This is a genomic window from Dyadobacter sp. NIV53, from assembly GCF_019711195.1.
GTDB lineage: Bacteria > Bacteroidota > Bacteroidia > Cytophagales > Spirosomataceae > Dyadobacter.
In genome coordinates this window covers 2722169-2744815 of sequence record NZ_CP081299.1, presented here as the reverse complement: position 1 = coordinate 2744815, position 22647 = coordinate 2722169, and the positions used below count along the sequence as shown (strand labels likewise).

Here is a 22647-nt window from a genome sequence, read left to right as displayed (position 1 = left end):
TTTACTTAAAACTTGAAGTTATAACTGAACGAAGGAAGTAAGGGGAAAAGGGAATACTTTTTCAGTGTGTTTTTCGTGGTTGTCGTCGTACCGTTTGTCACCTCATCTTCTGATATATCATAGAAAAATGGATTTCGCCGGTTGTAGACATTGTAAATTCCGAATTCCCATGTCCGTTCGTGCCTTTTCTTTTTCTTGCGAATCTGAAGGGCAATGTCCATCCTGTGAAATGCTTCTGCACGGAAACTGTTCTTGTCGCCATACTCGCTTACTCTCCGGCCCCGCAATTCGGTATTAATTGTTCCGTTCGGGTTAATCCGGCTCAGGAAATTATCGCTGTAACCGGTGTATTTAGAAATTGGTAAAGTAAGAGCATTTCCGGTTCCGTATACCCAGGTAGCCGATAATGTGATTCTTTTCCCGATTTCGTAGATGCCAACAACAGAAAGGTCGTGGCGCCGGTCATATTTTGGGTAAAATGTTTTGCCAAAATTGAGTTCAGGAAATTTCCATTTAGTCCACGATAAGGTGTAGCCAATCCAGCCCGAAAGTTTCCCTGTTTTTTTCTGGATCAGGAATTCCGTTCCGTATGACCACCCTTTTCCGGCTGTAACATTGTCTTCCCAGCTTAATTCATTGGCATTTTCTCCATTAATGCTCAAAAATGAAGATCCTTCTTTGTAATTGAGAATGTGGTTCATTTTCTTATAATAACCTTCCAGAGTCAGAGAAAGGGCTGGTCTTTCCAGATCTTTTGCAAAACCAATCGCAACCTGTCTGGACTGTTGTGGAGCAACGCGGTCGGTAGTTGGCACCCAAAGGTCGGTAGGCAGGCCGAGGCCGGTATTGGATAGTAAATGGACATATTGGTTCATCTGTGCATAAGATCCTTTGAAAGAAAAATCCTGTGCAAGGCGCAAAGCAGCAGAAAACCGGGGTTCAGGACGGATATAAGTTTTGGTTTCTGTCTGAAAAGAACTTAACCTGAATCCTGCATTCATTTTTAATGCGTCCATTGCCTGCCAGGTATCTTCAATATACAGTCCGGCTTCCAATGTATTAATTGGCTGAACTGAGCGCTTGATGGATGTATCAATAAAAGTACCGGCAATGGCCAGTGCGGATGGAATAAACTTATGAAAAGTAGCCTGTGCACCAAATTTTATGGCATGTTTGGTAGAAGGATAAAAGTCAAAATCAGTTTTAACGCCCAGATCCCGGATTCGTGAATCGTATTCCAGGCTAAACTCATCATTGTCAATTCCGGCATTGGTTTCATTTGAATAACTTGAAACCCCGAAATTGAAATTGCTGAAAATGAAAGAGGTATTGACAAACAATTTTTGGTTGAGCAGGTGATTCCAGCGCATGGTTGCCGTTGCATTTCCCCAGTCGAGCCCGGCTTTGGACACAGAAGTCGAACTGCTTTCATTGGCGTAAAATTTATCCCGGCCAAAATAGCCACTGATATAAAGTTTGTCTTTCTGGCCAAAATCGTAATTCATTTTTGCGTTCAGGTCATAAAAATAATAACCGGGCTTTACCTGATTGTCTTCACCTTTTTGTTGCTGAGCGATAAGAGGTTTGGCAAAAAAATCTATGTATGTACGCCTCCCTGATATGAGGAAAGATGATTTTTTAGTAATCGGCCCTTCCAAAGTCAGCCGGGAAGAAATAACACCGATTCCACCTTCACCATGCAGTTTGTCCTTGCTTCCTTCCTTCATATTCATTTCCAGTACCGACGATAAGCGGCCGCCATAACGAGCCGGAAAACCTCCCTTGGTTAGCTCCACACTTTTGAGTGCATCGCTGTTGAATATAGAAAAGAAACCAAAAAGGTGATTGGCATTGTACACAATGGCATCGTCAAGAATGATTAGGTTCTGGTCTGGCCCGCCGCCTCGTACATACAGGCCGGTTTGCCCTTCGGTTCCTTTTTGTACGCCTGGCATCAGCTGCAAAACACGAAGTACATCTTTTTCACCAAAAAAGGCAGGTATTTTTTTTATCTGTGATATTGGGATCTCAATCTGGCTCATCTGAGCCGACCTGCTTACGTAATCCTCTTCGCGACGCGCTGAAACAGTAACCTCTTCCAACTGATTAACTGTGGAAAGTATGATATTGAGCTGAATATCTTTAGACAAGCTTATCCGGTGTTCCGCTTTTTCATAACCTACAAAAGAATAATGAACCGTAGCTGAATCGGCAGCCGGTATGGTTAAGGAATAAAAACCATATGAATTGGTAACGGCACCGTAGGGTGTATCAGGGATGTATACATTTACACCCGGCAATTGCTCCAGGCTTCCTTTCTCCTTGATATATCCGCTGATGGTTATGCGTTGCTGGGCAGAAGCCAGTACTGAAATAAGCAGAAAAATGAGGGTAAAAATAACGTGCATATTTCATGTTGAGTTTAGTCTGTGTAAGTATCAGCAGACAATTGATTGTAAAAATAGTTTAATAGACCTGTGCGAATTAAATTAAAGTTATAGTAATAGTTTGTATATAATTGTATTTTAAGAAATAAGATCAAATGTTTATTTCTCTACATAACAAAAAGAATCAGCCACAGGATTTTTCCAATGACTGATTCATTTTTGAAAATAGAGTTACCTAATCCAACGATCAGTTGTAATTCATTTTTTCATTTCACTCATTTCAGACTTAACGCATTTTCTTCCATATTATTCCTTAACATTAAGCCGGAAGAAACACTGGCCAGAACCAGTTTAATCTCTTCTGAAACGTCTTTTTGCAACCAGACTTTTCCATTATTAATGGTGGAAACTGCACCAATAATTTTTCCGTTAAGTTGAAATTCATAGCCAAAGACAACAATAGAAATTACTGAACTGAAAAGAATTGTTTTGATTGAATTTTTAATTTTCATGGCTAACTATTTAGTTTCTAATGCTGTAAAGAAACGAAAACGGTCTGCATGGTTGGAAACACATAAAAAAACTGGCAGAAGTAACAGCTCCTGCCAGTTTTGAATAAAAAAATATCAGGTAAATAACGGAACTCTCACTCTGTGGATTTTCTGCATGGGCAAACCATCCACGTCTCCATGGTTCAGTTCATATTCCCGGTGTGCAACCAGTTCGCCGCTGCTTCCGGAAAAATCATAACCTTCTTTTGAATCAACTACTTCCGTATCCAGTGGTTGTCCGCTGCGGCTGGTTCCAAGCTTAATTCCTGTAACATGTTCGAGTTCCTGCTGAAAAGCCAGATTCAGTGAAATGTCATCCAGATGTCTAAATTCCAGTTTTTTCTCTCCCTTTACAGGATTAGGAGCTACCCTTTGCGGATTGCGCGTTGTACCAATCACTTTCCGTGTCGAGTTATGGATACGGGTCAGTTTTCCATCATTATCATAGGTCATCATTACCAGGCCGTGGTTATTATTAATGCTTTTAATATCCTTATGAGCCTGCCTGAAAATAACAGTTGTGTCGGTTACATATGCATCTTCTATTCTTCCGCTGCCATTGGTTGTTCCGCCCTGAGCTTTATCCACACGAACAGAATCATATACCAGATCAGCTCCCTGCTGGTCAAAATTAAGTTGTTTAATCGCATCTTCGGCTTTTGCAATGGCTTTGTCGGTGTCAAGGGCAGTCGTATTTTTATAATTCGCATCTCCCAATGTAGCTAACAGGCGACCGTCTTTATCAATAGTTAGTTGCTTATCTGAACCCTCCAAAATGATATTTCCATTCCGTTCAATAGCAAATGATTCGCGTTCTTTTTTTGAAAAACCCAGTTCGTTTGCCATTGATTTTATATAATTTTCATCAAAAATAGGTGCGCCAAAAAGGAGCACTTCCGGCTTTTTGGGTAATTCCTGACGGTTGGTAAGCTGGAAAACAGGCCTTTCAAATCCGCCCCAGCGCCACCAGTACCAGTTTTTGGCAACACCTCCCCATTCGAAGTAACGTTCGTTGAAAAGAATGTTCTGAGCTTCTTCTGGAGTAGAGCCCATCGCAGTAGCTGTCGGGATCTGGTTGTGTGATATCGCCCAGCTTGCATTCAGCCACGCTTCACTGAATTTCTGCCCTGCATTCCAGTTATTCCCAAAATAACGGCCATAATTAGGATTGTCCACGCTGTTAGACTGATAACCAAAAATCATCCTCAAACCCTGGTTCGAGTTATGCCACGTACTGATCGGACTTAACAGGTTTGGGTTAACATCTGCAACATCGGATACTTTTAGGGACTGGCATGTAGACCAGAATAAGTATTTCAATTGCTCATTGCCAATCACCATATTACTGGAAACTGCGTCAATCCGGTTATCCCAGTAACCGCCCAGCGGTGCATAAAACACGCCATTTCCGTCCATACCACCATGGCCGGAATGGTAAAAAACAACCACTGAATCCATACCATAAGTATCCAGCCAGTTGTCATAAGATTCCTCGTAACCCCATACCTGTACCCCGGAATCTGTAAACCAGAAATTTCCCTTGTTCCAGTTGCCATACCAATCCATAAATCCTTGCGCATCAGCATGTGTAAAGTTAAGCCTTCCTCTTTCGCCGATAGAAGGGAACTCCTGGATACTGTGTGCGCCGTACCTGTCCTCTGACTCACCAATATTTAATCCAAAGCTTCCCGCTTTTTCAGCAAAAGGTGATTTTCTTTCGATCAGTTTTAATTCCATTTTTTCCTAAATTACATGAGTGTTTTCCTGTTTCGTCGGAGCACTTTTACGCCTTCCTTTTCAAAGCCTGGCAGGATAGCTTTGGAGCTGATTAAAGAAGTTAACAGGCTCTTTTACCGCTCACTAAGTCAAAAGTACAGGCTCCTGTAATGTTCATTACATTTGTTGCGTATAACACACTTTAAAATCACAACATTATGAATAGTAACAACTTGGAGTCATTTTCAGGAACGATTGCCAATTTTGTGAGCTTTTTGGAAAAAAACAGGTACAGTTACAGTACTATTAAAGCTTATAAAAAAGCAGTCTGTTCATTTTTTGTTTCGACAGGAGCATCGCCGTCAACGGTCGGTGAAAGTGACCTAAAAGCTTATATTGAAGAAAAACAGTCTGAAAATATTTCGGAAGGCTTTCTGCGGCAAATGGTAAGTGCAATTAAACTGCTTTTTAGCGGGGTTTTTAAACGTGACCTGGAAACAGAACATCTGTACCAGCCGCAAAGAGAATATAAAGTACCTGAAGTACTCACGAAGAAAGAAATTAACAGGATTCTGGAAGCCACAGACAACCTCAAACACCGCGCGATATTAACCGGGCTTTACAGTGGCGGGCTCCGGTTAAGTGAAATAACCGGACTTGAAATTTCAGATATTGATTTTAAAAATATGCTGATTGTGATAAGAAGTGATTTTGGCCTGAAAGAAAGAGAGGTCATGCTTTCTATCCGGTTCCGGGATATATTACTGCAATATTTGAAAATGTATATGCCTAAAAAATGGTTGTTTGAGGGAAATCAATCAGCAAAACCTTATTCCAACAGAAGTGTACAGCAGGTATTTGCCAATGCCATAACCAGGGCAGGTATTGAAAAAAAAGTAAGTGTTCATACGCTGCGCCATAGTTTTGCTACACATCTGTTGGAAAGCGGTACTGATATTCATATTATCCAGGATTTTTTAGGCCATAGTTCTATAAAAACTACGAAAGTGTATCAGCAAATTGCGAAAGCAGATAAGCACAAAATACTCAGTCCTATGGACATGATTTAATATTCGAATATTACTTAACTCCTTTTACCTTCATTTTTAAACCATAAACAGCTGTTTCAGCGGTAATGAAAAGCAGGTCATTATCCTTTCCTCCAAAGCACAGGTTAGCTGTCCAGCCCTTATGTATCGGGAAGTGAGCGATTTTTTTCTCCTTTTTTGTCAAAAACCGTTACGCCGTCTCCGGTAATGTACAAGTTTCCTTCTGCATCCAGTATCATACCGTCCGATCCTTTGGACACAAAAAGTGTTTTATTCGTCAAAGACCCGTCTGCTGTTACATCATAAACATAGGTTTTGTCTGCACCTATATCTGCAACGTAGAGTTTTTTGCCATCTTTTGTTCCAATAATCCCATTAGGCTTTTTAAGCTGATTGTCTACACGAACAAGCTTTTTATGGTCCGGACTTAAATAATATACATGTTCGCCATCCTGCTGCATTTCCGGATCACGTTTCCAGTAATCTCTTTTGTAAAGCGGATCGGTCATATAAATTCCGCCTTTGGGGTCAATCCATAGATCATTCGGACCGTTTAATAATTTGCCATCATAGTCTTTTACCAAAACAATGGCTTTGCCTTTTTTGTCAAAAGACCAAACCTGGTTATCTTCATCCGCACAGGATACCAGATTCCCTTTTGCATCAAAATACATTCCGTTAGAACGACCTGCATGATCAGAAAAAGTGCTGAATTTACCCGTAACAGCATCCCAGCGAATGATTGTGTTATTGGGTTGGTCTGTAAAAAAAACATTTCCCTGCTTATCTGCCACAGGGCCTTCCGTAAATTTATATCCATCACCCAGTTTTTCAACTACCGCTCCGGAAGCTACAATCGATTTTGAATCCATAATCTGTGCTGACAATAATGCAGGTAAAAAAAGTAATACTAATGTTATTCTGGTAAAGTAAGTCCTGCTGAATTTTTTCATTTTTGGAAACTTAATTATGGGTTACTTAAAAAGCCTGCCAAAGGGCTTTTAATACTTGTTTATGTTGGAGGAGTTTTATTTGTTTTCTTTCAGCCTTAGTGCGACTAATTCAGTGATGTTGACTAATTTTTTGAAGTTAATTTCTTTGAGTCCGTTATACAGTACTTTGTCTCCGGTCCATAACGTGCCTTTTAGAAATTTAGTCAAAGCAACAAAATCTGTGTCATCAATATCAATTCCTTTTGTTAGTTGTTCAGCTGCTAACCAAGTTTTTAAAGGAAGTATTTCTTCATTGATAAATTTCAATCGTGAAAGAACCAAGGTATAAGAAACCTGAAGTTGTTCGTCTGATAGTTTTGATATTTTTTGAAGCTTTTTCCAGTGTTTTTGAATTTCATACCCCATATAATTACAGCTATAAAATTCAAAGTGTTTATCAGAGTTGAACAGAAGATCTCCAATTGTACTATTTGAATTCAGAAGGGCACTAAAAATAATATTGGTATCAACTATAATTTTCATTTAACAAAGCGGCTCCGATTTTTTGCCCACCAACCTTCTTTAACTTCCTGAGCTAAAATATCAATGTCCGATTGTTTGGCTTTCGATTTTGAAGTTGCTTCTTTGTAGGTGAGGTAATCTACCAAGCGCTGGAGGCCTTCAGTATCTACATATGAAGGAAGTCTTATAATGATTTCTTTGCTAGTTCTTTCGATTACCATAATACTGAACGTTTATTAAGTCGAAGTTACATATTTCTTTTATACTGTCAACGATTACTAAAAATGCTACAAACAGGTTGTACCTATGGCACATTCATACTAATAAAATAATCAGTCTTTCTCAACCAAAGAAAGCCATTCCCTGATCACATTTTGCAATAACTTTTCTCTCGATTTTACATCATCCAAATCCTTGAAAATCACCGTTCTTCTCCCATCCTCATAATCTCCTTCCAACAATTCTGCCGTATTTTTTACTTTTGCACCACTTGGAAAGACCAGCATGATTTTCCCTTTGTGAATATTCATTACTGCGATTTCCCTTTTATATTCCTTCTGGGTCAAATGGTTTCATTTCTCCGGTGTAATAGAAACTCGGATTATTCCATTTGATCCGTTCTGCAATTTCCTGATCTGTATTCAAAATGATTTTTCGGATGGTTTCAACTGCTTCCCGTATCTCAGCATGAAGTTTTTGAATGTGTACGGAAACCTGTTCCTTATCCGAAGGCTTTTTGGATTTTTGTATCTCCTTCTTTTTAACCTTGGTTTCCGGTTTTTCCAGATTCTTTTCAATCCTGTATTTTGTAATTCGTGCGATCAGATCCAATGGAAGCGGCTGGTCTATCGGAAACTGTACCGAACCTTTTGCACCTTTATATCCGGATAACTCTTCCTTGAACTCCTCCAATCCCTGCGGCGCCGGATAAAAGCCGATATGGTTTTTATATCCTGCAAAATGAACCAGATTCCCGTTTAAAATTAAAGTCGGGATTCCGTATTTAATTGCCTCCTCTGCATCTGGTGCAGCTTTTCTGATTTCATGCCTTACCTGTTCCAAAAGCTTTTGGGTTTCTTCCGGAAAGCCGGCAATGTAGTTATCGACATCAGGATTGTTCTTTGTCATGGTATTTTTAGCAATGCACGTATAAAATATTTACAGATTTTCAATATTACCCAATCCGGCTTTAGAAAATTGTTTTAATTTACACAAGATTAAGTATTTACAATTAAAGATTCAATAACTCCAGGGTGATAAACTATATTACTGAAAACAAACCTTGCTAACCTTGCACTTATTGGCACAATCAGCTGTTTTTGTATTATGTATGAAAGGAAAATACCCATCACATTGAATTGCGGGCTCGACCTGATCGGCGAGGTGCTGTATGGTAAATGGAAAATAAGGCTGCTTTATTTTATTTGGGAAGGGCATAAACGGCCAAGCGAGCTGCAACGCAAAATTCCTGATGCAACACGGCGGGTATTGAATATGCAGTTGAACCAGCTTGAAGAACACGGGCTGATTACCAGAGAGATATTTCCGGTACTTCCGCCCAAAGTCGAATTCAGCCTGACTACTTTGGGAGAAAGTTTGATACCGGTTATTAATGCAATGGGAAACTGGGCAGATGAACATCAGGACCACCTTCGCAGCGTAATTGAAAAGCGTGTTGATGCAGATTTTGTGGAAATCAGCCGGTGATTTTCAGGGAATTGATTGTATTATTTTCAATTCCAAAATTATAATTTAAAGTAACCGGACTGCCGTCAAACGTTCCTGAAACCAATACTGTGGCAACAGTTTTTTTGCCTGTATCTACGATCTCAACAAGTTTAACTTTTGTCTTGTACGCTGTATTTGCTGCTTCATTCCATTGTCTGATCGCTTTTATTCCCTGATGTGTTTTTCCTTCATCATATACTTTTGCATCTTCTGAAAAGTTACTTGCAAATGTTTGGCTGTTATGTTCGTTTTGCGCTGTAAACAGGTCTTCTATTACTTTTGGAATATCCATTTTAAAAAATTAGAAGTTACTTAAATGGTTGGAATTGTGCCGCCGTCGATAATATATTCCGTTCCGCTTAGATAACCTGCTCGTTGTGAAACCAGAAAACCCACAAGTTCTGCTACTTCCTCCGGTTTGGCCGGACGTCCCATACGAATTCCGCCCAGTGAATCCATAATGCCCTGTATTGCTTGATCCTTGGTAATTCCTGCACTTTCTGCCAGCCGTTCGGCCATTCTTTCAGCAGAGGTTGTTTTTATAAATCCCGGAGAAACCGTTAAAACGCGCACACCCTTGGACGAAACTTCATTGGCTAAACCTTTGCTATAATTGATCAAACCAGCTTTTGCGGCTGCATAAGGCAATGTAGATTCATACAGAGGCATTTTTCCCTGAATGGATGCAATATGAATAATTACACCTGACGCCTTTGCAAGCATATAAGGCAATAGTCCTCTGTCGAGCCGTACAGGCGCGAGCAAATTGGTTTGCAAACTGTTTTCCCAGTCATTGTCCGTTAACACAGAGAAACCTCCGCCCGGTGTTTCCGAGCCACCAAGATTGTTGATCAGAATATCCACGCCGCCATATTGTGTTTTTATTTCCGCAATGACTTTTTCTGTTCCTTCGGATTTACTCAAATCAGCGGCTATGAAGTGAAGAGCGTCATCCCAAACGTCGGGTTTGTTCCTTGCTGTGATAATCACTTGTGCACCAGCCTTAGCCAGTCTTTCAGCAATAGCCTTTCCGGCGCCTTTTGTACCACCTGTTACAAGCGCAATTTTTCCTGAAAGTTCGTTATCGAAATTGAATTGTTGTTCCATTTTTTTGAATTGTTTCAACAAAATTCAGGCAAATGTTTACCTCAAACAAGTATGGAAAAACGATTCAGATAGGGATTAATTTATCCTTGGGGCCTTGAATTTTTTTACTTTCTGATTAAAGGCACCTGCAAATTAGTCGGTCGGTTTTCTGGCTTGTCAAATGCACGGCCATCTACGTTTTTGCTTCCATTGAAAAACAGGTTGTCATAAACATATATGAGGTCATAATCCACATATGTTTCTCCTTCTACAAGGCTAAAAGCTGGAAATCCTTTTTTCAACAGGTTTTGTGCAATGTTCACTTCCCATTTGTCCAGCCCGGATGCTGGTAACTTGTTAATAGCATCTGCAAATCCCTGAATAAGCGGAGTTGCTTCATATATTTCATCGGCAACGTAATCCACTTTGTAAGCGCCTGGCGTAAGTGGATGTTCATCTTGCCAAACAATATGTCCCTTAATATGGATTTTCACCAATGGTACTTTACCATTTGGATCTGCATAATTGATAACGGTACATTCGAATACGTCACCCGGCGTATAGTTGAACGCTCTTGAACAATAAAATGGCTGCAAGTCTCCTGCTGCTGACTTGGTAACACTTGGACGGACTTCGGTAGTGATACTTACCCATTCTGCCTGGATAAATGCTTTGGTTTCTTCTATGGTCATGATTTTGGATTTATTAAAACAAAATTCTAACCTTTGTCTCGATACTACAAGTAGTCAGTATATTGCTTCGTAGTACATTATTATAGACTAATGGATAATCACCGCAAAAACAAAGATTTTAATCCAAATAACTGTCCAGTTACACATTGCCTGAACCGGATAGGAGGGAAGTGGAAGCCGCTGATTATTTATGCGGTAAGCAAAAATGTCAACCGTTTTAGCAAACTTCAAAAGGCATTACCGGTAATCAGCAAGCAAATGCTGGTAAACCAATTAAGAGAATTGGAAGAAGATGGGATTTTAGAACGAACAATTTATGCCGAAATTCCGCCGCGGGTTGAGTATAAAATTACGGAGTATGGCGAGTCGTTGATGCCGGTTATTAATGTTTTGCAGGATTGGGGGTTATGGGATTTGGAGAGGGTTGGTGAAAATCGATATTAATCCACAAATTTTTCAATTGAGAATTTCGATCTGCCTTTTTTGACAAACATCTTCGAAGTCGTTATTGTTAAAGGTGGCTAGGTAATTCACTTTCACATTGATGTCCTTCAAAATTTCTCGAATTACGCTGTCAGTGAGACTGTAAGTGTGACCTAATCTATTTTGAATAAAGACTTCCCTAAATGCATTTTCTTTATATTCTGTGTCATCGAGAAGGAGAACTTCTGGTTTTCGGATAAACTCTTCCAAATAAAGAAGAAGCTTTCTGCGTCTTGTTAGATGTGTTGAGATTGTTTCATAAAGACAAGGCCATGGAAGTATTATTTGGTATCCTTCAATCAGTTCTGCAATAGTGTTAGACATTTCATGATATTGATCGTTTGGATCAATGAGGCCTAACCAAAAACAAGAGTCTGTTAAAACTATCTTCGCCATACTAATTATCCTCCTCGGTCGCTTGTCCCTTAGTCGCATAACCTTCCCAGGGAGCTCTCTTTCTTCCTCCGAAAAGAAATTTTCCCTTGATTAAGTTAGTATTAGTATCAATATAGACGACATAAATTCTATCAGTTTTAGCAACCTTTAAACATTTTTGAATTTCTTGAGTCAAAGAATCAATGAAGTCGGTTCCATAATCCTTTTTGAAAAAAGCAATGCTGTCACCACACTCCTTCGCTTCAACCGAATCCAAAAAAGTATATAATCCTGTATAATCGCCCTTGATTCCTAGGTCATACGACAGCCAAAAGGCTTTTTTTGTGCCCATAATTTTAATGATTTTCTGACTTAGTTGTCAAGATTCTTTTGTAATTGTACAATTTTAACTTATTAAGGCGTCGTTTACAAATTTCTTGCATAACCTTATTTAAACGAATCTACTGAAATTTATTTTACTAAACTTCTTTAGAACGAACTAGGAGACAAAGATAATTCTTCTTCTTTTGGTAACGAGCCCTTTACATTAATAACGTTTAGCTCGTTTATATTCTTTTATAAATCCTAACTTCGACTAATTTTGACAATAATCATACCAAGTTTCACTCCCCGCTCGCCCGAATCACCATATTCACCAAATCCCCCAACTTTTTCCCATCCATCCACCTAGTCACAATCACCAGATCATGTGCATTGTCTATGATCATGTAATTACCACCAAAACCATTGGCGTAATAAAGGTTAGCAGGAGCATTGGTGATTGCATTGTCGGAATTGATCCACCATAAGTAGCCGTAGGCTTTGTTGGCTGACGAAGGTTGATGCACGGAATTAACCCATTTTTTGGACAGAATTTGTTTGTCTTTCCATTTGCCTTTTCTGAGAAATAGTAGCCCGTAGCGCGCCTGATCGAGCGTATTGATGAATAATCCGCCACCAAAATGACCGCCACCACTTACAGATTGCGTCATAACGCCGTCAATATTTACAAAGGAGTTATCGTAACCATACCAGCGCCAGGTGGTAGATGCACCAATCGGATCCTGGATTTTTTCTTTGAGTACGACCGGCAACGGTTTTCGCCAAACTTGCAATAACGAATAAGCCAGCAAATTAACTCTCACATCATTATATTCAAAGTTAGTACCGGGTTCGAGCAATTTCCTGTTACGCCAATCGTCGATATTACCATCTTTTGGCGGACGATCTGCCCAGTCGTATTGTGTGAACAGATTGCCCGACCAATCCGAGCTTTGTGTCAGTAAATGGTCCCAGGTTATTTTGGCATTATGTGCTCCTTCAAAAGTTTCGTCCCAAACATATTTGTTTACTTTGTCATGCACATTTTTGATTAATCCGTCATCAAGCGCCAATCCGGCGATGCTGGATAAATAGCTCTTGGTAACGCTGAAAGTCATATCAACTCTTTCCACATCTCCCCATTGCGCGACGATATACCCATTTTTGATTACCAATCCTGCCGGACCTCCGCGTTTTTTTGTTGGGCCAAGAATCTGATAGTAAGGCTCTCGCTGGTAAGATTTCAAATTGGCAATCCGAAGATCGCGATCGACATCATTCTCATTGTGCAACGCAATATTCACGGCGCTGTCCAGCCACTGCTTGTTCATTTTTAGTTCGGCCGGTGCTTTCGTCTTCCAGGTGGAATCAGGAAAATAGACAGATTGAGCGGATGCTAATCAGAAGGAACAGAAATGCAGAGGAGAATAGGAATAAAGTTTTAGTTTTGAGCATACAGAAGGACTTTGGAGATAAGGCAGCGTAAACTTTTCGTTTATCCAATATAGTAATAAGGAAGTGAATCTGTTATCGAATACTCCTAAGTCCCTTTTTTCTTCATTTTTAAAAACTGATAATTACGGTGTCCTGCCAAAGAAACATCGAGCTTTTCCAGAAGCCTTTTGTCTTTAAATGCATACCAGTTGCTCTTCAACAAATAAAGGCTCACATAAGATTTGGGATGCGTGAGGATAAATTCGCCGGTCTTTTCAATAAAGGCCTTATACTCAATCGCTTTCTGTTCAGTCCAGTAATTCAAACTGTCCGTTTTGGCCTGCTTGCGGGAGCGGCTCTCTTCTGCCGAATATTGTGCTAATTTCTTATCCGAAGGACGCTGAATTGTAGATTGAAATACTTGCCAGTCCGGATTACTTTTTGAATTAATAACCACAGACTTTGAAACATCATTGGTATCGAGCCGTATTACCGTTCCCGGTTCCAGGAAAAAGGACAATGATCCTTTCATTTTTGAAACATTCAATTCATACAAATCAGGCAACAGATCTGGTGACATTTGCAGCCCAACGGGATATTCGTTCAGTTTTATTGAATGGACGGTAGAAGCAAATACGCGCTCGCGGGTCAGAAGAATAGCTTTTCTGCCTTTCAATGGTGTTGGTGCTGTAATTTGAAATTCAACGTTTTGCGAGAACGTAGAACCGCTTGACAGCCAAAATGAAAATAAGAAAATGAAATGGCCACGAAGGCAGAAAGACACGAATTGCTTCATCTTATACTATTATTTGTGTCTTAGAGTCTTTGTGGTTCGCCAAGCAGTGGCAAAGAACCTACCTTCCTTTTGATTTAATAACTTCATCTATATTATTTAATAATGATTGCGAGCCGGTTGTGTCCTGCAACAATTGCCAGATCATAATACCACCAGCCTTTTCCAGCGCTAATGAAGTCTTTTTTCTGATTGTTGGAATGCCATTATAGTAAATCATACCATCATTTACACTTTTTTCATCCGCCTGAGCAGCATTTGGATATTGAATTAACAGGTTTTTCCATGAAATACTTTCGGGTGCAGTTCCGCCAAAACCGTATCCATAAAACGGAACGCCAAGACTTAATTTTTCTTTTGCAATTCCTCTTGTTTTTGTCCAGTATTCCAAATCTTCCACAGCCATCTCATAGGGTGCATGCGGGCCAGTTCTGGACGGGTTCCATGGACCGGTTTTGTCATATGACATAATATTTATGAAGTCGAAATGTGCCAGAGCTTTATCAGTGAACTGATCTTTATAAACCGTAGCAATAGCAGCGGTTATCATTTTGTTCTTTTGTTTCAGAGCAGATGACAGGTCAATGACAAAATTCTCATAATTGGTATCAATCAGTCCACCTTCCAGATCCACATCAATTCCATCCAGATTATTATTGACTGCCAATTCAACGAGACCAGATATGATTTTTGTCTTTTTTTCTCCTGTCAAAAACCTGGGATAATAAGCAGGAGCACTGCCGCCTCCAATGGATACCAGGATTTTCACGCCTTTTGTATGTGCTATATCCGCAACAGTTTTCAGGTTTTCAGTTCCGGTAAGTCTGCCCAAAGAATCCGGATTAATAAAGGCAATATAGAGATAGGTGATTTTGTTGTAATCGATAGAATTGGCAGAAGTAATTATATTTTCCCGGCCCGGAAGGTAGCCAATTACCCTGAATTTTGTTTTTGAAACATTAGCGTTATCAACAATAACGGATTTTTTGCTACAGCCCGAAAATACCGGCAAAATCCCAACCAGAATGAAAATCAATAAGAGATAAAGGTTGTTATTTTTAGCCATCCTGTTTATCGTACTTTCATTTTGTTGACTTCATCAATCGTTAATATCCTGTAAGTTACACCTAATCTTTTTGCATTTTCTTCAACGGTCTGCTCAAATCCCGCTTCTTTGCGGCGTTTGTTTACATTTTCGGGATCAATTATTGGCCAGATAATCCATGTCCATTCAGCTTTTTTAGTTTCTTTATTTACAGCACTGAAACCGCTTGCCTGTGTTCCATAAATCTGTTCTTTTTCGTTCTGCATCAAAGAACGGTCCTGCATCATGGCGTATAATTTAAATGGAAGCTGTTTTTCCTGAGCCGCTTTTTCTACCAATGGCAGATACTGGTCAATTTTTTCGGAATGTTGAATTACATAAAAAACTGCTTCGTTAGCGGGAGAACCCACAATGGATTCTCCGGGATAACCATATTGCTTTACAATTGCCTCAATCCTTTTCATATTCGATTCATCCACATCAGATTGAAAAGTCCAGAGGCGATTGGATAAATTTTCCTTCGGCACATTGTAAATTTTTGAAAGAGAGTCCGCTTTTTTGGGCTGCTGTGCTATTGACATTAATTCCCGGTATTTCTGGTCAAGTACGTAAATACTATCCAGTTCTTTTTTTAGCTGCACATTAATATTTTGCGCCGGTGCTGAAAAGCTGATAACCGCAAAAAGAATTAATGAAAAAGTGATTTTCATAATTTAAATAAACGGGAAATGTGTGTCTTAACCCTGCTAAGATTTATTAATAAAAACTTTTGCTCCGCCTTTTCGAAGGGATTCATAAACGGCGTCAACCACGATCATATCTTTTAACCCTTCCTGGCCGGTCACATTCGGATCAGGCTTGTTGTTGAGTATACTTTCCGCAATGCCATCCATCTGATACGCCTGGTGATTTACATCAGGCTGATCTATCGGGCCGAGATGTGTAACTCCTTTAATTGGTCCATAACCAAATGCCGGGTTCAGTTCAGCCCAGCCTTTTTCTCCCATTAGTTTCAAATTTTCCACATGGTTGAAATTGTAAGTACAGCCGCAATTTGCAATAATTCCACTCGGAAATCCTAACTGAAAAGTAACAGTTTCGTCCACATCTTTAAATTTGACTGTATCTGTCTTGCTTTCCTGGGCAGTCACCCATATTGGCTCTTCACCAGTGCAATACCGTGCCCCATTTAGTGAATAAACCCCTACATCCATCATGGCACCGCCACCAGCCAACGCTTTTTTAAGCCTCCATTGCGTAGGATCGCCTATTTTAAAACCAGCATAGTTGTTAACATGCATAACTTTGCCGAATTCTCCGGCTTCACGCATCCGGATCAATTCACGCGTATGTGGTTCGAAATGTAGCCGGTAACCAATATAAAACTTAACGCCTGCTTTTGCACAGGCATCAATCATTTCTTTTGCCTGTTTGGCATTGTCAGCAATCGGTTTCTCACAGATAACGTGTTTGCCTGCGGCTGCAACTTGTAATACGTGCTTGTGATGCAGTGAATTTGGTGTAATGACATAGACAAGATCAATATCCGGATTGTCTTTTAACTGACTGATGTTTTCGTAGTTATAAACATTTTTGTCAGGAATTCCGTATTGTTTTTTCCAGGTTTCAACTTTGGAAGGAGTGCCGGAAATGACTCCTGTAATCTTTGCAAGTTTACATTCCTGCATGCCTTTGGCAACAATATTGGCGTAACCGCCCAATCCCATGATGGCTACTCTTAATTGTTTATCCTGTTTACCATCTGAGTTGGTACTACAAGAAAGGGCAGGCAAACCGGATAGGGCAGTAACGCCAATACCCAGGGAAACTTTTTGCAGAAAATCACGACGGGAATTCATAGAACAGATGGTTAAATAAGTGGTTTTGGGATAAACTAAAAAGATACAACGGTTACAAATCTCCTTATCAATATGCTATATAAACAAAAATGGCTCCTGGTAATCAGGAGCCATTCGGTTTTAAGTTTATATTGTAAAATCTTATTTGATCTCCAAAACCCTTTCGGTTTTTTGTTCTGACAATTCGAAAGATTTGACTTGTTTCTCACCTTTGCTGGTCACTTCAATTTCATATTTACCGGCTACCAGTTCGTCTACATTCAAAATACGGCCGAATTTTTGCTGGTTTTTATTAATTGTTTCGCGGTACACTACATCACCTGCTTCGTTTTTAAGTAAAAGCGTTGTTGAAGCATCGGTACTTACTTTATCTACCAATACATTGATCTTACCGCTTTTTGTGGTGTAAATACCAGTACCGAAACCGGCAGATTTTTTAACTTCTTTATCTTCTGCATTGGCATTGAAAGCAGCAGCAATAAGAGCAAAGGCAACAGCGAAAGTTTTGATTGAATTTTTCATGGCATGTTATATTTTATGTCTGGTTGTTTATCTAAAAGAACATGACAAATGTAAGTGTTATGAAAGGTACTATGTATTACAAAGTACACGAATGGTAACAGTCCGGTGACGAGTGGTGGGAAAGTGGTTTGAGTTATTTAGCGGTTGGTTTGGAAGGGCGTTGTAAAAGTGAACCTATAGAAATCCTGGGAGGCAGCACCTATTGTAAATCGGTGTAAGTGGAAAATTTGAAGATGAATTTTATTCTATAGATTCTTAGACTAAGGAAGTTGGAACAATACTTTGAGCTTAATATTAAGCTCAGTCAAATCAATTTGTGATAATTTTCCCAGCAGTCCTTTTGCAAGATTTTTGTCTAGTGTGGCAATTTTACTTGTACGGATTAGGGATTGTTTTTTCAACCCATTGGTGATATTGGGTGAAAATAGTATATCAGTCGATTCTTGCCAACCAATTTGAGTTGTTATGAAACAAGCGGTAAAATCAAGACTTGTATCCGCAAGTATTACTGCGGGGCGGAGTTTACTGCCACTTAAATCTGTAAATGGGAAGGGTATAAGAATTATGTCACCTTTCGGCATTATAAATTTCTTTTAAGTCATATACAGAATACATGTCTTCTTTTTCATTTAAAAAATTAAAACTTTGACTGATAGAAGCTAATTTTTGAATTCCATCTAAAAGTTGCTGTTCTTCATAGCGCTTAATTAAAAAATCAGCAAACACAGAAATTTCCTCCGCCTTGTCTTCCGGGAGCTGATGAATAGCTTTTATAGTTCGTTCAATAATTATTTCTCTGGTCATGTTCTCAATGTTATTGATCAAATTTAATGATTTTTGACAAAAAGATTTGATGGATAAATTTAAGCTTATTATTCGAACCAAAAAAAGCCTCTGATTTCTCAGAAGCTTCATCTATTGAAATTTATATTGTAAAATCTTATTTGATCTCCAAAACCCTTTCGGTTTTTTGTTCTGACAATTCGAAAGATTTGACTTGTTTCTCACCTTTGCTGGTCACTTCAATTTCATATTTACCGGCTACCAGTTCGTCTACATTCAAAATACGGCCGAATTTTTGCTGGTTTTTGTTGATAGTTTCGCGGTACACTACGTCACCCGCTTCGTTTTTAAGTAAGAGTGTAGTGGAAGCATCAGTACTTACTTTATCTACCAATACATTGATTTTACCGCTTTTTGTGGTGTAAATACCAGTTCCGAAACCGGCAGATTTTTTAACTTCTTTATCTTCTGCATTGGCATTGAAAGCAGCAGCAATAAGAGCAAAGGCAACAGCGAAAGTTTTGATTGAATTTTTCATGGCATGTTATACTTTATGTCTGGTTGTTTATCTAAAAGAACATGACAAATGTAAGTGTTATGAAAGGTACTATGTATTACAAAGTACACGAATGGTAACAGTCCGGTGACGAGTGGCAGGAAATTGGTTTGAGTTATTTAGCGGTTAGTTTCGAAGGGCGTTGTAAAGAGGAAAGCCCGTCCAAATCGCATATAGAAGTTAGTGACACTGCAAAATGCACTTAAAAAAATGTTGTAAGCATGCACAAATTGTAGCCACAGATTTTAATCTATGGAAATGAAAACGATACAATATTAAAATGAATTTTATTCTTTTTCTACAAAATCCATGTCCTTTGTGAATGTTTCTTCAATAAAATATAAAGCAAGCAAAGCAACAGCACTGGTAGTAACGCCTATAAGTAACCCGCTTTGAATCACTCCTATACCAGGTTTAAACTGAACAAATAATGCCGCCAACGGAATAGTTGCACCACGTACAAAATTTGGAACGGTAGTCGCTACCGTTGCGCGAAGATTGGTGCCGAATAATTCAGCGGCAATAGTGATAAATAATGTCCAGTAACCATTACAGAAGCCGAGCAGCGCACATAAAATATAGAAGGAAAACAAATCGGTGATCGGGATCATCAAATACCCTACTACCATAACAAGGGAAAAGATGATAAATAAGCCGATTACTTTCTTTCTGCTTTTTAAATACTGGCTTAACAAGCCACTGACGATATCACCAAAAACCTGTCCTGAAAATGCAATCATGACTGCTTTTCCAGCATTAATTCCTTCAATTCCTTTTGCTAAACCGAATTCAGGAGAGAATGTGATGAGGATTCCAACTACAAACCAGATGGGTAAGCCAATCAAAATTGCCATTAGATATTTGGAAAGCCGTTTCCAGTTAGTAAGGATCATGAGGATGTTTCCACGGTCAACAGATTTCTCTTTTACTTTATCAAAAATTCCTGATTCAAAAACATTAAATCTTAATACCAGAAGAATAAGCCCCATACCGCCTCCAACAAAATAAGAGATCCGCCATGCAAACATATCTGCTACAAAATAAGCAAGAATGGCTCCCAAAACGCCAAGCGTTGCCACCAGCGTAGTTCCATATCCGCGGATTTCTTTTGGAAGAACTTCAGTTACCAGCGTAATCCCTGCCCCCAATTCTCCTGCAAGGCCAACGCCTGCGATAAAGCGTAGTATGGCATATTGATCCAGAGATGTTACAAAACCATTACCAATATTGGCAACGGAATACATAATGATAGAACCGAATAAAACTGAAAGCCTGCCTTTTTTGTCTGCAATAATTCCCCAAAGAACCCCACCAATGAGCATTCCGGCCATCTGATAATTTAGTAGCGTAATTCCTTCTGTCAATAATTGATCATTTGGAACTCCCAAAGCTTTCAAACTGGGAACACGTACGACACTAAATAAAAACAGGTCGTACATATCGACCAGATAACCCAGTGCAGCCACGATAACCGGCACCTGTAAAAGTTGCGAAAGCAAAGACGGACGCGATTCAGAAGTGATGGACATCGGTTGGCTGTGAGCTATCAGCCATTAGCTTCTAGCTTCGTTTAAAGTGAATATTATTGAAAGGTTATCAATAACTTTTTTACAAATCTTACAGTTGCAATAGTGTCATTAAGTTATCTGGTCATTCAAATTAACTGGTGCCAGAGCCAAAAAAAGCTAATAGCTAAAGGTCAGAAGCTAACAGCCAATTAAAGTCTCCCGATTTGCATTCCTCCATCAACACCAATTACCTGTCCGGTAGAGTAGGGGAAATCACCTCTGGTGAGTGAGGCTACTGCTTTTCCTACATCTTCCGGGGTTCCCCAACGAGGCTGCAATGCAATGCCGTTTTGAAACAGATTATCGTACTTTTCCTGCACTTTGGAAGTCATGTCGGTGGAAACAATACCCGGCCTTATTTCATAAACAGGAATATTATATTCGGCCAAACGGACGGCAAACAGCAGATTGGTCATGGCAAGCCCTGCTTTTGAAATACAGTATTCACCCCGGTTAATGGATACAACAGTGGCTGAAATGGATGTAACAAAAATAATTGCGGCTTCAAAAGCATAATTATTTTGCTTGGTATGCGCCATGCGTTTAGCAATAGCTTGTGTCAGGAAAAACGGTCCTTCCAGATTTGTTGTTAAAACTTCCTGGTAATTATCGACCGTAGTTTCCAAAATATCCAGTCTTACCCGTGGTGCAATACCTGCGTTATTAACGAGGACATTAATCTGGCCAAAAACCGAATAGACCTTTTCAACAATAGCTTCCCTGTCTTCAGCATTGGCAATATTTCCCTGGCAATAAAGGACTTCTGCTCCAAGTTGGCGTAGTTCGTCTAATGCTTCAGCAGCACCTGATTCATCACGAACGCCATTGATTGCCAGATTATAGCCTTCTTTCGCCAAAGCTTTTGCAATACCAAATCCAATTCCCCGGCTCCCTCCGGTAATTAATGCCACTTTTTTTACTTCCATAATGAATATTTTACCACGGATACTTTTTTATGCCACTAATGCACGAATTTTCACTGATAGTTTTGTGATTTTCGGATATTAGTATCTATTAGTGTATTCGTGGCATTTACTTTTAAACTTATCTCGAATAAAATTTAGCGGTAATTACCTTGCTTACAATTCTTCAATATTTACCCATTGACGTTTTTCCCAGCTTTCTATTCCCTTTTCTGCCAGTTGCACACCACGTGCTCCGGCTTTGAGATCCCATGGAAAAGGGGTGTCTTTGACTATATGTTTTAAAAATAATTCCCACTGAGCTTTGAATGCATTGTCGAAATTCTCTTGTTCAGGTACCTTTGACCAACCATCAAAGAAGGGGATCGGTTGGGCAATATCAGGATTCCAGACAGGTTTGGGTGTATTGCCGTAATGCTGAATATAACATTCCCGCAACCCGGCAACGGCAGAACCTTTTGTGCCGTCAACCTGTAAAGTCAGCAGGTCATCACGCCGGACCCGAACCGTCCAGGAAGAATTGAACTGTGCAATCACGTCGTCTTCTAATTCAAAAGTTGCGTAACATGCATCATCTGCGGTGCACTGGTATAGTTTCCCATTCTCATCGATTCGTTCCGGAATATGTGTGGCACCCAGGCAGGATACTGCTTTTACCTTTCCAAAAAGATTATCCAGGACATATCGCCAATGACAAAGCATATCCACAATAATTCCCCCATCGTCTTCTTTGCGGTAGTTCCATGAAGGACGTTGTGCAGGAACACTATGCCCCTCAAAAACCCAATAACCAAACTCGCCACGAACGGAAAGGATTTTTCCAAAGAAACCACTTTCCATTAATCGTTTCAATTTTAGCATTCCCGGCAACCAGAGTTTATCCTGAACCACACCATTTTTGAGCCCGGCTGCCGTGGCAAGCTCATACAGTTCCAATGCTTCTTCGGTAGTGGTTCCCGTAGGTTTTTCACAGTAAATATGCTTTCCTGCCAAGATTGCCTTCTTTACAGCCGGCGCTCTCCGGCCGGTAACCTGCGCATCGAAGTAAACCTGATACTGTGGATCGGCTAACACAGAGTCCAGGTCAGTCGTATATTTCGTAACGCCCGACTGTTTGCACAATGCCTGCAATTTGCTTTCGTTGCGACCCACCAGAATAGGGTCAGGCATTATTACTTCGTCAGCAGAAATTTTTACACCACCCTGTTCGATAATTGCCTTGATCGAGCGAAGCAAATGCTGGTTTGTCCCCATACGGCCGGTTACGCCGTTCATGATAATACCAATTGTATGTGTTGTCATATTTTTAGCTGTTAGCTGGC

27 protein-coding genes and 1 pseudogene are annotated in these 22647 nt (G+C 39.8%); 3 read left to right on the top strand and 25 right to left on the bottom strand.

Annotation, left to right across the window (positions count from 1 at the left end; genetic code table 11):
• Nucleotides 1-5: 5 nt before the first annotated feature.
• The 3 genes from KZC02_RS11070 to KZC02_RS11060 form a co-directional block, all read right to left on the bottom strand.
• A complete protein-coding gene (locus tag KZC02_RS11070; RefSeq protein ID WP_221394162.1) occupies nt 6-2408 on the bottom strand; it encodes a TonB-dependent receptor in 2403 nt (800 codons plus the stop codon).
• A 254-nt stretch (nt 2409-2662) separates the two neighbouring features.
• Nucleotides 2663-2899, bottom strand: coding sequence for a hypothetical protein (locus KZC02_RS11065; RefSeq protein ID WP_221394161.1), 237 nt, complete (start codon nt 2897-2899; stop codon nt 2663-2665).
• A 114-nt stretch (nt 2900-3013) separates the two neighbouring features.
• Nucleotides 3014-4675, bottom strand: coding sequence for a DUF6345 domain-containing protein (locus tag KZC02_RS11060; RefSeq protein WP_221394160.1), 1662 nt, complete (start codon nt 4673-4675; stop codon nt 3014-3016).
• 197 nt (nt 4676-4872) lie between these two features.
• On the opposite strand from KZC02_RS11060, the gene KZC02_RS11055 reads away from it, so the two are divergent.
• On the top strand, nt 4873-5724 hold the full coding sequence (locus KZC02_RS11055; protein WP_221394159.1) for a tyrosine-type recombinase/integrase: 852 nt from the start codon (nt 4873-4875) through the stop codon (nt 5722-5724).
• 10 nt (nt 5725-5734) lie between these two features.
• Here the strand turns inward: KZC02_RS11055 and KZC02_RS11050 are convergent.
• The 5 genes and pseudogenes from KZC02_RS11050 to KZC02_RS32890 all read right to left on the bottom strand — a co-directional run bounded on the left by KZC02_RS11050 (nt 5735) and on the right by KZC02_RS32890 (nt 8285).
• Nucleotides 5735-6575 (bottom strand): annotated as a pseudogene (locus tag KZC02_RS11050) (SMP-30/gluconolactonase/LRE family protein).
• Between the two features lie 156 nt (nt 6576-6731).
• Nucleotides 6732-7178 carry a PIN domain-containing protein gene (locus tag KZC02_RS11045; RefSeq protein ID WP_221394158.1) on the bottom strand — a complete coding sequence of 149 codons (447 nt, stop codon included), beginning with the start codon at nt 7176-7178 and terminating at the stop codon, nt 6732-6734.
• The gene (locus KZC02_RS11040; RefSeq protein ID WP_221394157.1) at nt 7175-7378 is read right to left on the bottom strand and encodes a hypothetical protein; all 204 of its coding nucleotides are present in this window, start codon (nt 7376-7378) and stop codon (nt 7175-7177) included. The genes KZC02_RS11045 and KZC02_RS11040 overlap by 4 nt, the downstream gene beginning before the upstream one ends.
• Nucleotides 7379-7489: 111 nt before the next feature.
• Nucleotides 7490-7687, bottom strand: a complete 198-nt coding sequence (locus KZC02_RS11035; RefSeq protein WP_221394156.1) for a DUF1801 domain-containing protein — start codon at nt 7685-7687, stop codon at nt 7490-7492.
• Between the two features lie 16 nt (nt 7688-7703).
• Complete coding sequence (locus KZC02_RS32890) at nt 7704-8285, bottom strand: DUF1801 domain-containing protein (RefSeq protein ID WP_221394155.1); 582 nt, start codon at nt 8283-8285, stop codon at nt 7704-7706.
• Between the two features lie 198 nt (nt 8286-8483).
• Between KZC02_RS32890 and KZC02_RS11025 the strand changes: the two genes are divergently transcribed.
• Nucleotides 8484-8864 (top strand): helix-turn-helix domain-containing protein, encoded by a 381-nt coding sequence (locus tag KZC02_RS11025; RefSeq protein WP_221394154.1) that lies wholly within the window; start codon nt 8484-8486, stop codon nt 8862-8864.
• Here the strand turns inward: KZC02_RS11025 and KZC02_RS11020 are convergent.
• The 3 genes from KZC02_RS11020 to KZC02_RS11010 form a co-directional block, all read right to left on the bottom strand.
• The gene (locus KZC02_RS11020) at nt 8854-9177 is read right to left on the bottom strand and encodes a nuclear transport factor 2 family protein (protein ID WP_221394153.1); all 324 of its coding nucleotides are present in this window, start codon (nt 9175-9177) and stop codon (nt 8854-8856) included. The two genes, KZC02_RS11025 and KZC02_RS11020, sit on opposite strands and share 11 nt — an antisense overlap.
• A gap of 20 nt (nt 9178-9197) precedes the next feature.
• A complete protein-coding gene (locus tag KZC02_RS11015) occupies nt 9198-9992 on the bottom strand; it encodes an SDR family oxidoreductase (protein WP_221394152.1) in 795 nt (264 codons plus the stop codon).
• Nucleotides 9993-10096: 104 nt separating this feature from the next.
• The gene (locus KZC02_RS11010) at nt 10097-10663 is read right to left on the bottom strand and encodes a hypothetical protein (protein ID WP_221394151.1); all 567 of its coding nucleotides are present in this window, start codon (nt 10661-10663) and stop codon (nt 10097-10099) included.
• Nucleotides 10664-10753: 90 nt separating this feature from the next.
• Here KZC02_RS11010 and KZC02_RS11005 point away from each other — a divergent pair, with 90 nt between their 5' ends.
• Nucleotides 10754-11107, top strand: coding sequence for a helix-turn-helix domain-containing protein (locus tag KZC02_RS11005; protein ID WP_221394150.1), 354 nt, complete (start codon nt 10754-10756; stop codon nt 11105-11107).
• 12 nt (nt 11108-11119) lie between these two features.
• On the opposite strand, the gene KZC02_RS11000 is transcribed toward KZC02_RS11005, so the two are convergent.
• The 14 genes from KZC02_RS11000 to KZC02_RS10935 form a co-directional block, all read right to left on the bottom strand.
• Nucleotides 11120-11470 (bottom strand): hypothetical protein, encoded by a 351-nt coding sequence (locus KZC02_RS11000; protein WP_221394149.1) that lies wholly within the window; start codon nt 11468-11470, stop codon nt 11120-11122.
• A gap of 73 nt (nt 11471-11543) precedes the next feature.
• Nucleotides 11544-11873, bottom strand: coding sequence for a hypothetical protein (locus KZC02_RS10995; RefSeq protein ID WP_221394148.1), 330 nt, complete (start codon nt 11871-11873; stop codon nt 11544-11546).
• Between the two features lie 271 nt (nt 11874-12144).
• A complete protein-coding gene (locus tag KZC02_RS10990; RefSeq protein ID WP_221394147.1) occupies nt 12145-13173 on the bottom strand; it encodes a serine hydrolase in 1029 nt (342 codons plus the stop codon).
• Nucleotides 13174-13382: 209 nt separating this feature from the next.
• Nucleotides 13383-14072: a hypothetical protein gene (locus KZC02_RS10985; protein WP_229254179.1), complete on the bottom strand. Its 690-nt coding sequence runs from the start codon at nt 14070-14072 to the stop codon at nt 13383-13385.
• Nucleotides 14073-14130: 58 nt separating this feature from the next.
• Nucleotides 14131-15135, bottom strand: coding sequence for a glycosyl hydrolase family 18 protein (locus KZC02_RS10980; RefSeq protein ID WP_221394146.1), 1005 nt, complete (start codon nt 15133-15135; stop codon nt 14131-14133).
• Nucleotides 15136-15140: 5 nt separating this feature from the next.
• Nucleotides 15141-15824 carry a DUF6624 domain-containing protein gene (locus KZC02_RS10975; protein WP_221394145.1) on the bottom strand — a complete coding sequence of 228 codons (684 nt, stop codon included), beginning with the start codon at nt 15822-15824 and terminating at the stop codon, nt 15141-15143.
• Between the two features lie 36 nt (nt 15825-15860).
• Nucleotides 15861-16973 carry a Gfo/Idh/MocA family protein gene (locus tag KZC02_RS10970; RefSeq protein ID WP_221394144.1) on the bottom strand — a complete coding sequence of 371 codons (1113 nt, stop codon included), beginning with the start codon at nt 16971-16973 and terminating at the stop codon, nt 15861-15863.
• A gap of 141 nt (nt 16974-17114) precedes the next feature.
• Complete coding sequence (locus tag KZC02_RS10965) at nt 17115-17495, bottom strand: hypothetical protein (RefSeq protein WP_221394141.1); 381 nt, start codon at nt 17493-17495, stop codon at nt 17115-17117.
• Between the two features lie 260 nt (nt 17496-17755).
• Nucleotides 17756-18076, bottom strand: coding sequence for a type II toxin-antitoxin system PemK/MazF family toxin (locus tag KZC02_RS10960; protein ID WP_221394143.1), 321 nt, complete (start codon nt 18074-18076; stop codon nt 17756-17758).
• Complete coding sequence (locus KZC02_RS10955) at nt 18063-18299, bottom strand: hypothetical protein (protein WP_221394142.1); 237 nt, start codon at nt 18297-18299, stop codon at nt 18063-18065. The genes KZC02_RS10960 and KZC02_RS10955 overlap by 14 nt, the downstream gene beginning before the upstream one ends.
• A gap of 136 nt (nt 18300-18435) precedes the next feature.
• On the bottom strand, nt 18436-18816 hold the full coding sequence (locus KZC02_RS10950) for a hypothetical protein (protein ID WP_221394141.1): 381 nt from the start codon (nt 18814-18816) through the stop codon (nt 18436-18438).
• A gap of 305 nt (nt 18817-19121) precedes the next feature.
• Nucleotides 19122-20363, bottom strand: coding sequence for an MFS transporter (locus KZC02_RS10945; protein ID WP_221394140.1), 1242 nt, complete (start codon nt 20361-20363; stop codon nt 19122-19124).
• Between the two features lie 188 nt (nt 20364-20551).
• Entirely contained in the window at nt 20552-21328 is a 777-nt protein-coding gene (locus KZC02_RS10940; protein ID WP_221394139.1) for a 3-ketoacyl-ACP reductase, read from the bottom strand.
• A 153-nt stretch (nt 21329-21481) separates the two neighbouring features.
• Entirely contained in the window at nt 21482-22627 is a 1146-nt protein-coding gene (locus KZC02_RS10935) for a Gfo/Idh/MocA family protein (RefSeq protein WP_221394138.1), read from the bottom strand.
• Nucleotides 22628-22647 lie beyond the last annotated feature (20 nt).

What these genes read in the sequence shown, in the direction of transcription:
- KZC02_RS11070 (WP_221394162.1), bottom strand. Translation starts at nt 2,408, where the DNA reads ATGCACGTTATTTTTACCCTCATTTTTCTGCTTATTTCAGTACTGGCT.
- KZC02_RS11065 (WP_221394161.1), bottom strand. Translation starts at nt 2,899, where the DNA reads ATGAAAATTAAAAATTCAATCAAAACAATTCTTTTCAGTTCAGTAATT.
- KZC02_RS11060 (WP_221394160.1), bottom strand. Translation starts at nt 4,675, where the DNA reads ATGGAATTAAAACTGATCGAAAGAAAATCACCTTTTGCTGAAAAAGCG.
- KZC02_RS11055 (WP_221394159.1), top strand. Translation starts at nt 4,873, where the DNA reads ATGAATAGTAACAACTTGGAGTCATTTTCAGGAACGATTGCCAATTTT.
- KZC02_RS11045 (WP_221394158.1), bottom strand. Translation starts at nt 7,178, where the DNA reads ATGAAAATTATAGTTGATACCAATATTATTTTTAGTGCCCTTCTGAAT.
- KZC02_RS11040 (WP_221394157.1), bottom strand. Translation starts at nt 7,378, where the DNA reads ATGGTAATCGAAAGAACTAGCAAAGAAATCATTATAAGACTTCCTTCA.
- KZC02_RS11035 (WP_221394156.1), bottom strand. Translation starts at nt 7,687, where the DNA reads ATGAATATTCACAAAGGGAAAATCATGCTGGTCTTTCCAAGTGGTGCA.
- KZC02_RS32890 (WP_221394155.1), bottom strand. Translation starts at nt 8,285, where the DNA reads ATGACAAAGAACAATCCTGATGTCGATAACTACATTGCCGGCTTTCCG.
- KZC02_RS11025 (WP_221394154.1), top strand. Translation starts at nt 8,484, where the DNA reads ATGTATGAAAGGAAAATACCCATCACATTGAATTGCGGGCTCGACCTG.
- KZC02_RS11020 (WP_221394153.1), bottom strand. Translation starts at nt 9,177, where the DNA reads ATGGATATTCCAAAAGTAATAGAAGACCTGTTTACAGCGCAAAACGAA.
- KZC02_RS11015 (WP_221394152.1), bottom strand. Translation starts at nt 9,992, where the DNA reads ATGGAACAACAATTCAATTTCGATAACGAACTTTCAGGAAAAATTGCG.
- KZC02_RS11010 (WP_221394151.1), bottom strand. Translation starts at nt 10,663, where the DNA reads ATGACCATAGAAGAAACCAAAGCATTTATCCAGGCAGAATGGGTAAGT.
- KZC02_RS11005 (WP_221394150.1), top strand. Translation starts at nt 10,754, where the DNA reads ATGGATAATCACCGCAAAAACAAAGATTTTAATCCAAATAACTGTCCA.
- KZC02_RS11000 (WP_221394149.1), bottom strand. Translation starts at nt 11,470, where the DNA reads ATGTCTAACACTATTGCAGAACTGATTGAAGGATACCAAATAATACTT.
- KZC02_RS10995 (WP_221394148.1), bottom strand. Translation starts at nt 11,873, where the DNA reads ATGGGCACAAAAAAAGCCTTTTGGCTGTCGTATGACCTAGGAATCAAG.
- KZC02_RS10990 (WP_221394147.1), bottom strand. Translation starts at nt 13,173, where the DNA reads ATGAACAAGCAGTGGCTGGACAGCGCCGTGAATATTGCGTTGCACAAT.
- KZC02_RS10985 (WP_229254179.1), bottom strand. Translation starts at nt 14,072, where the DNA reads ATGAAGCAATTCGTGTCTTTCTGCCTTCGTGGCCATTTCATTTTCTTA.
- KZC02_RS10980 (WP_221394146.1), bottom strand. Translation starts at nt 15,135, where the DNA reads ATGGCTAAAAATAACAACCTTTATCTCTTATTGATTTTCATTCTGGTT.
- KZC02_RS10975 (WP_221394145.1), bottom strand. Translation starts at nt 15,824, where the DNA reads ATGAAAATCACTTTTTCATTAATTCTTTTTGCGGTTATCAGCTTTTCA.
- KZC02_RS10970 (WP_221394144.1), bottom strand. Translation starts at nt 16,973, where the DNA reads ATGAATTCCCGTCGTGATTTTCTGCAAAAAGTTTCCCTGGGTATTGGC.
- KZC02_RS10965 (WP_221394141.1), bottom strand. Translation starts at nt 17,495, where the DNA reads ATGAAAAATTCAATCAAAACTTTCGCTGTTGCCTTTGCTCTTATTGCT.
- KZC02_RS10960 (WP_221394143.1), bottom strand. Translation starts at nt 18,076, where the DNA reads ATGCCGAAAGGTGACATAATTCTTATACCCTTCCCATTTACAGATTTA.
- KZC02_RS10955 (WP_221394142.1), bottom strand. Translation starts at nt 18,299, where the DNA reads ATGACCAGAGAAATAATTATTGAACGAACTATAAAAGCTATTCATCAG.
- KZC02_RS10950 (WP_221394141.1), bottom strand. Translation starts at nt 18,816, where the DNA reads ATGAAAAATTCAATCAAAACTTTCGCTGTTGCCTTTGCTCTTATTGCT.
- KZC02_RS10945 (WP_221394140.1), bottom strand. Translation starts at nt 20,363, where the DNA reads ATGTCCATCACTTCTGAATCGCGTCCGTCTTTGCTTTCGCAACTTTTA.
- KZC02_RS10940 (WP_221394139.1), bottom strand. Translation starts at nt 21,328, where the DNA reads ATGGAAGTAAAAAAAGTGGCATTAATTACCGGAGGGAGCCGGGGAATT.
- KZC02_RS10935 (WP_221394138.1), bottom strand. Translation starts at nt 22,627, where the DNA reads ATGACAACACATACAATTGGTATTATCATGAACGGCGTAACCGGCCGT.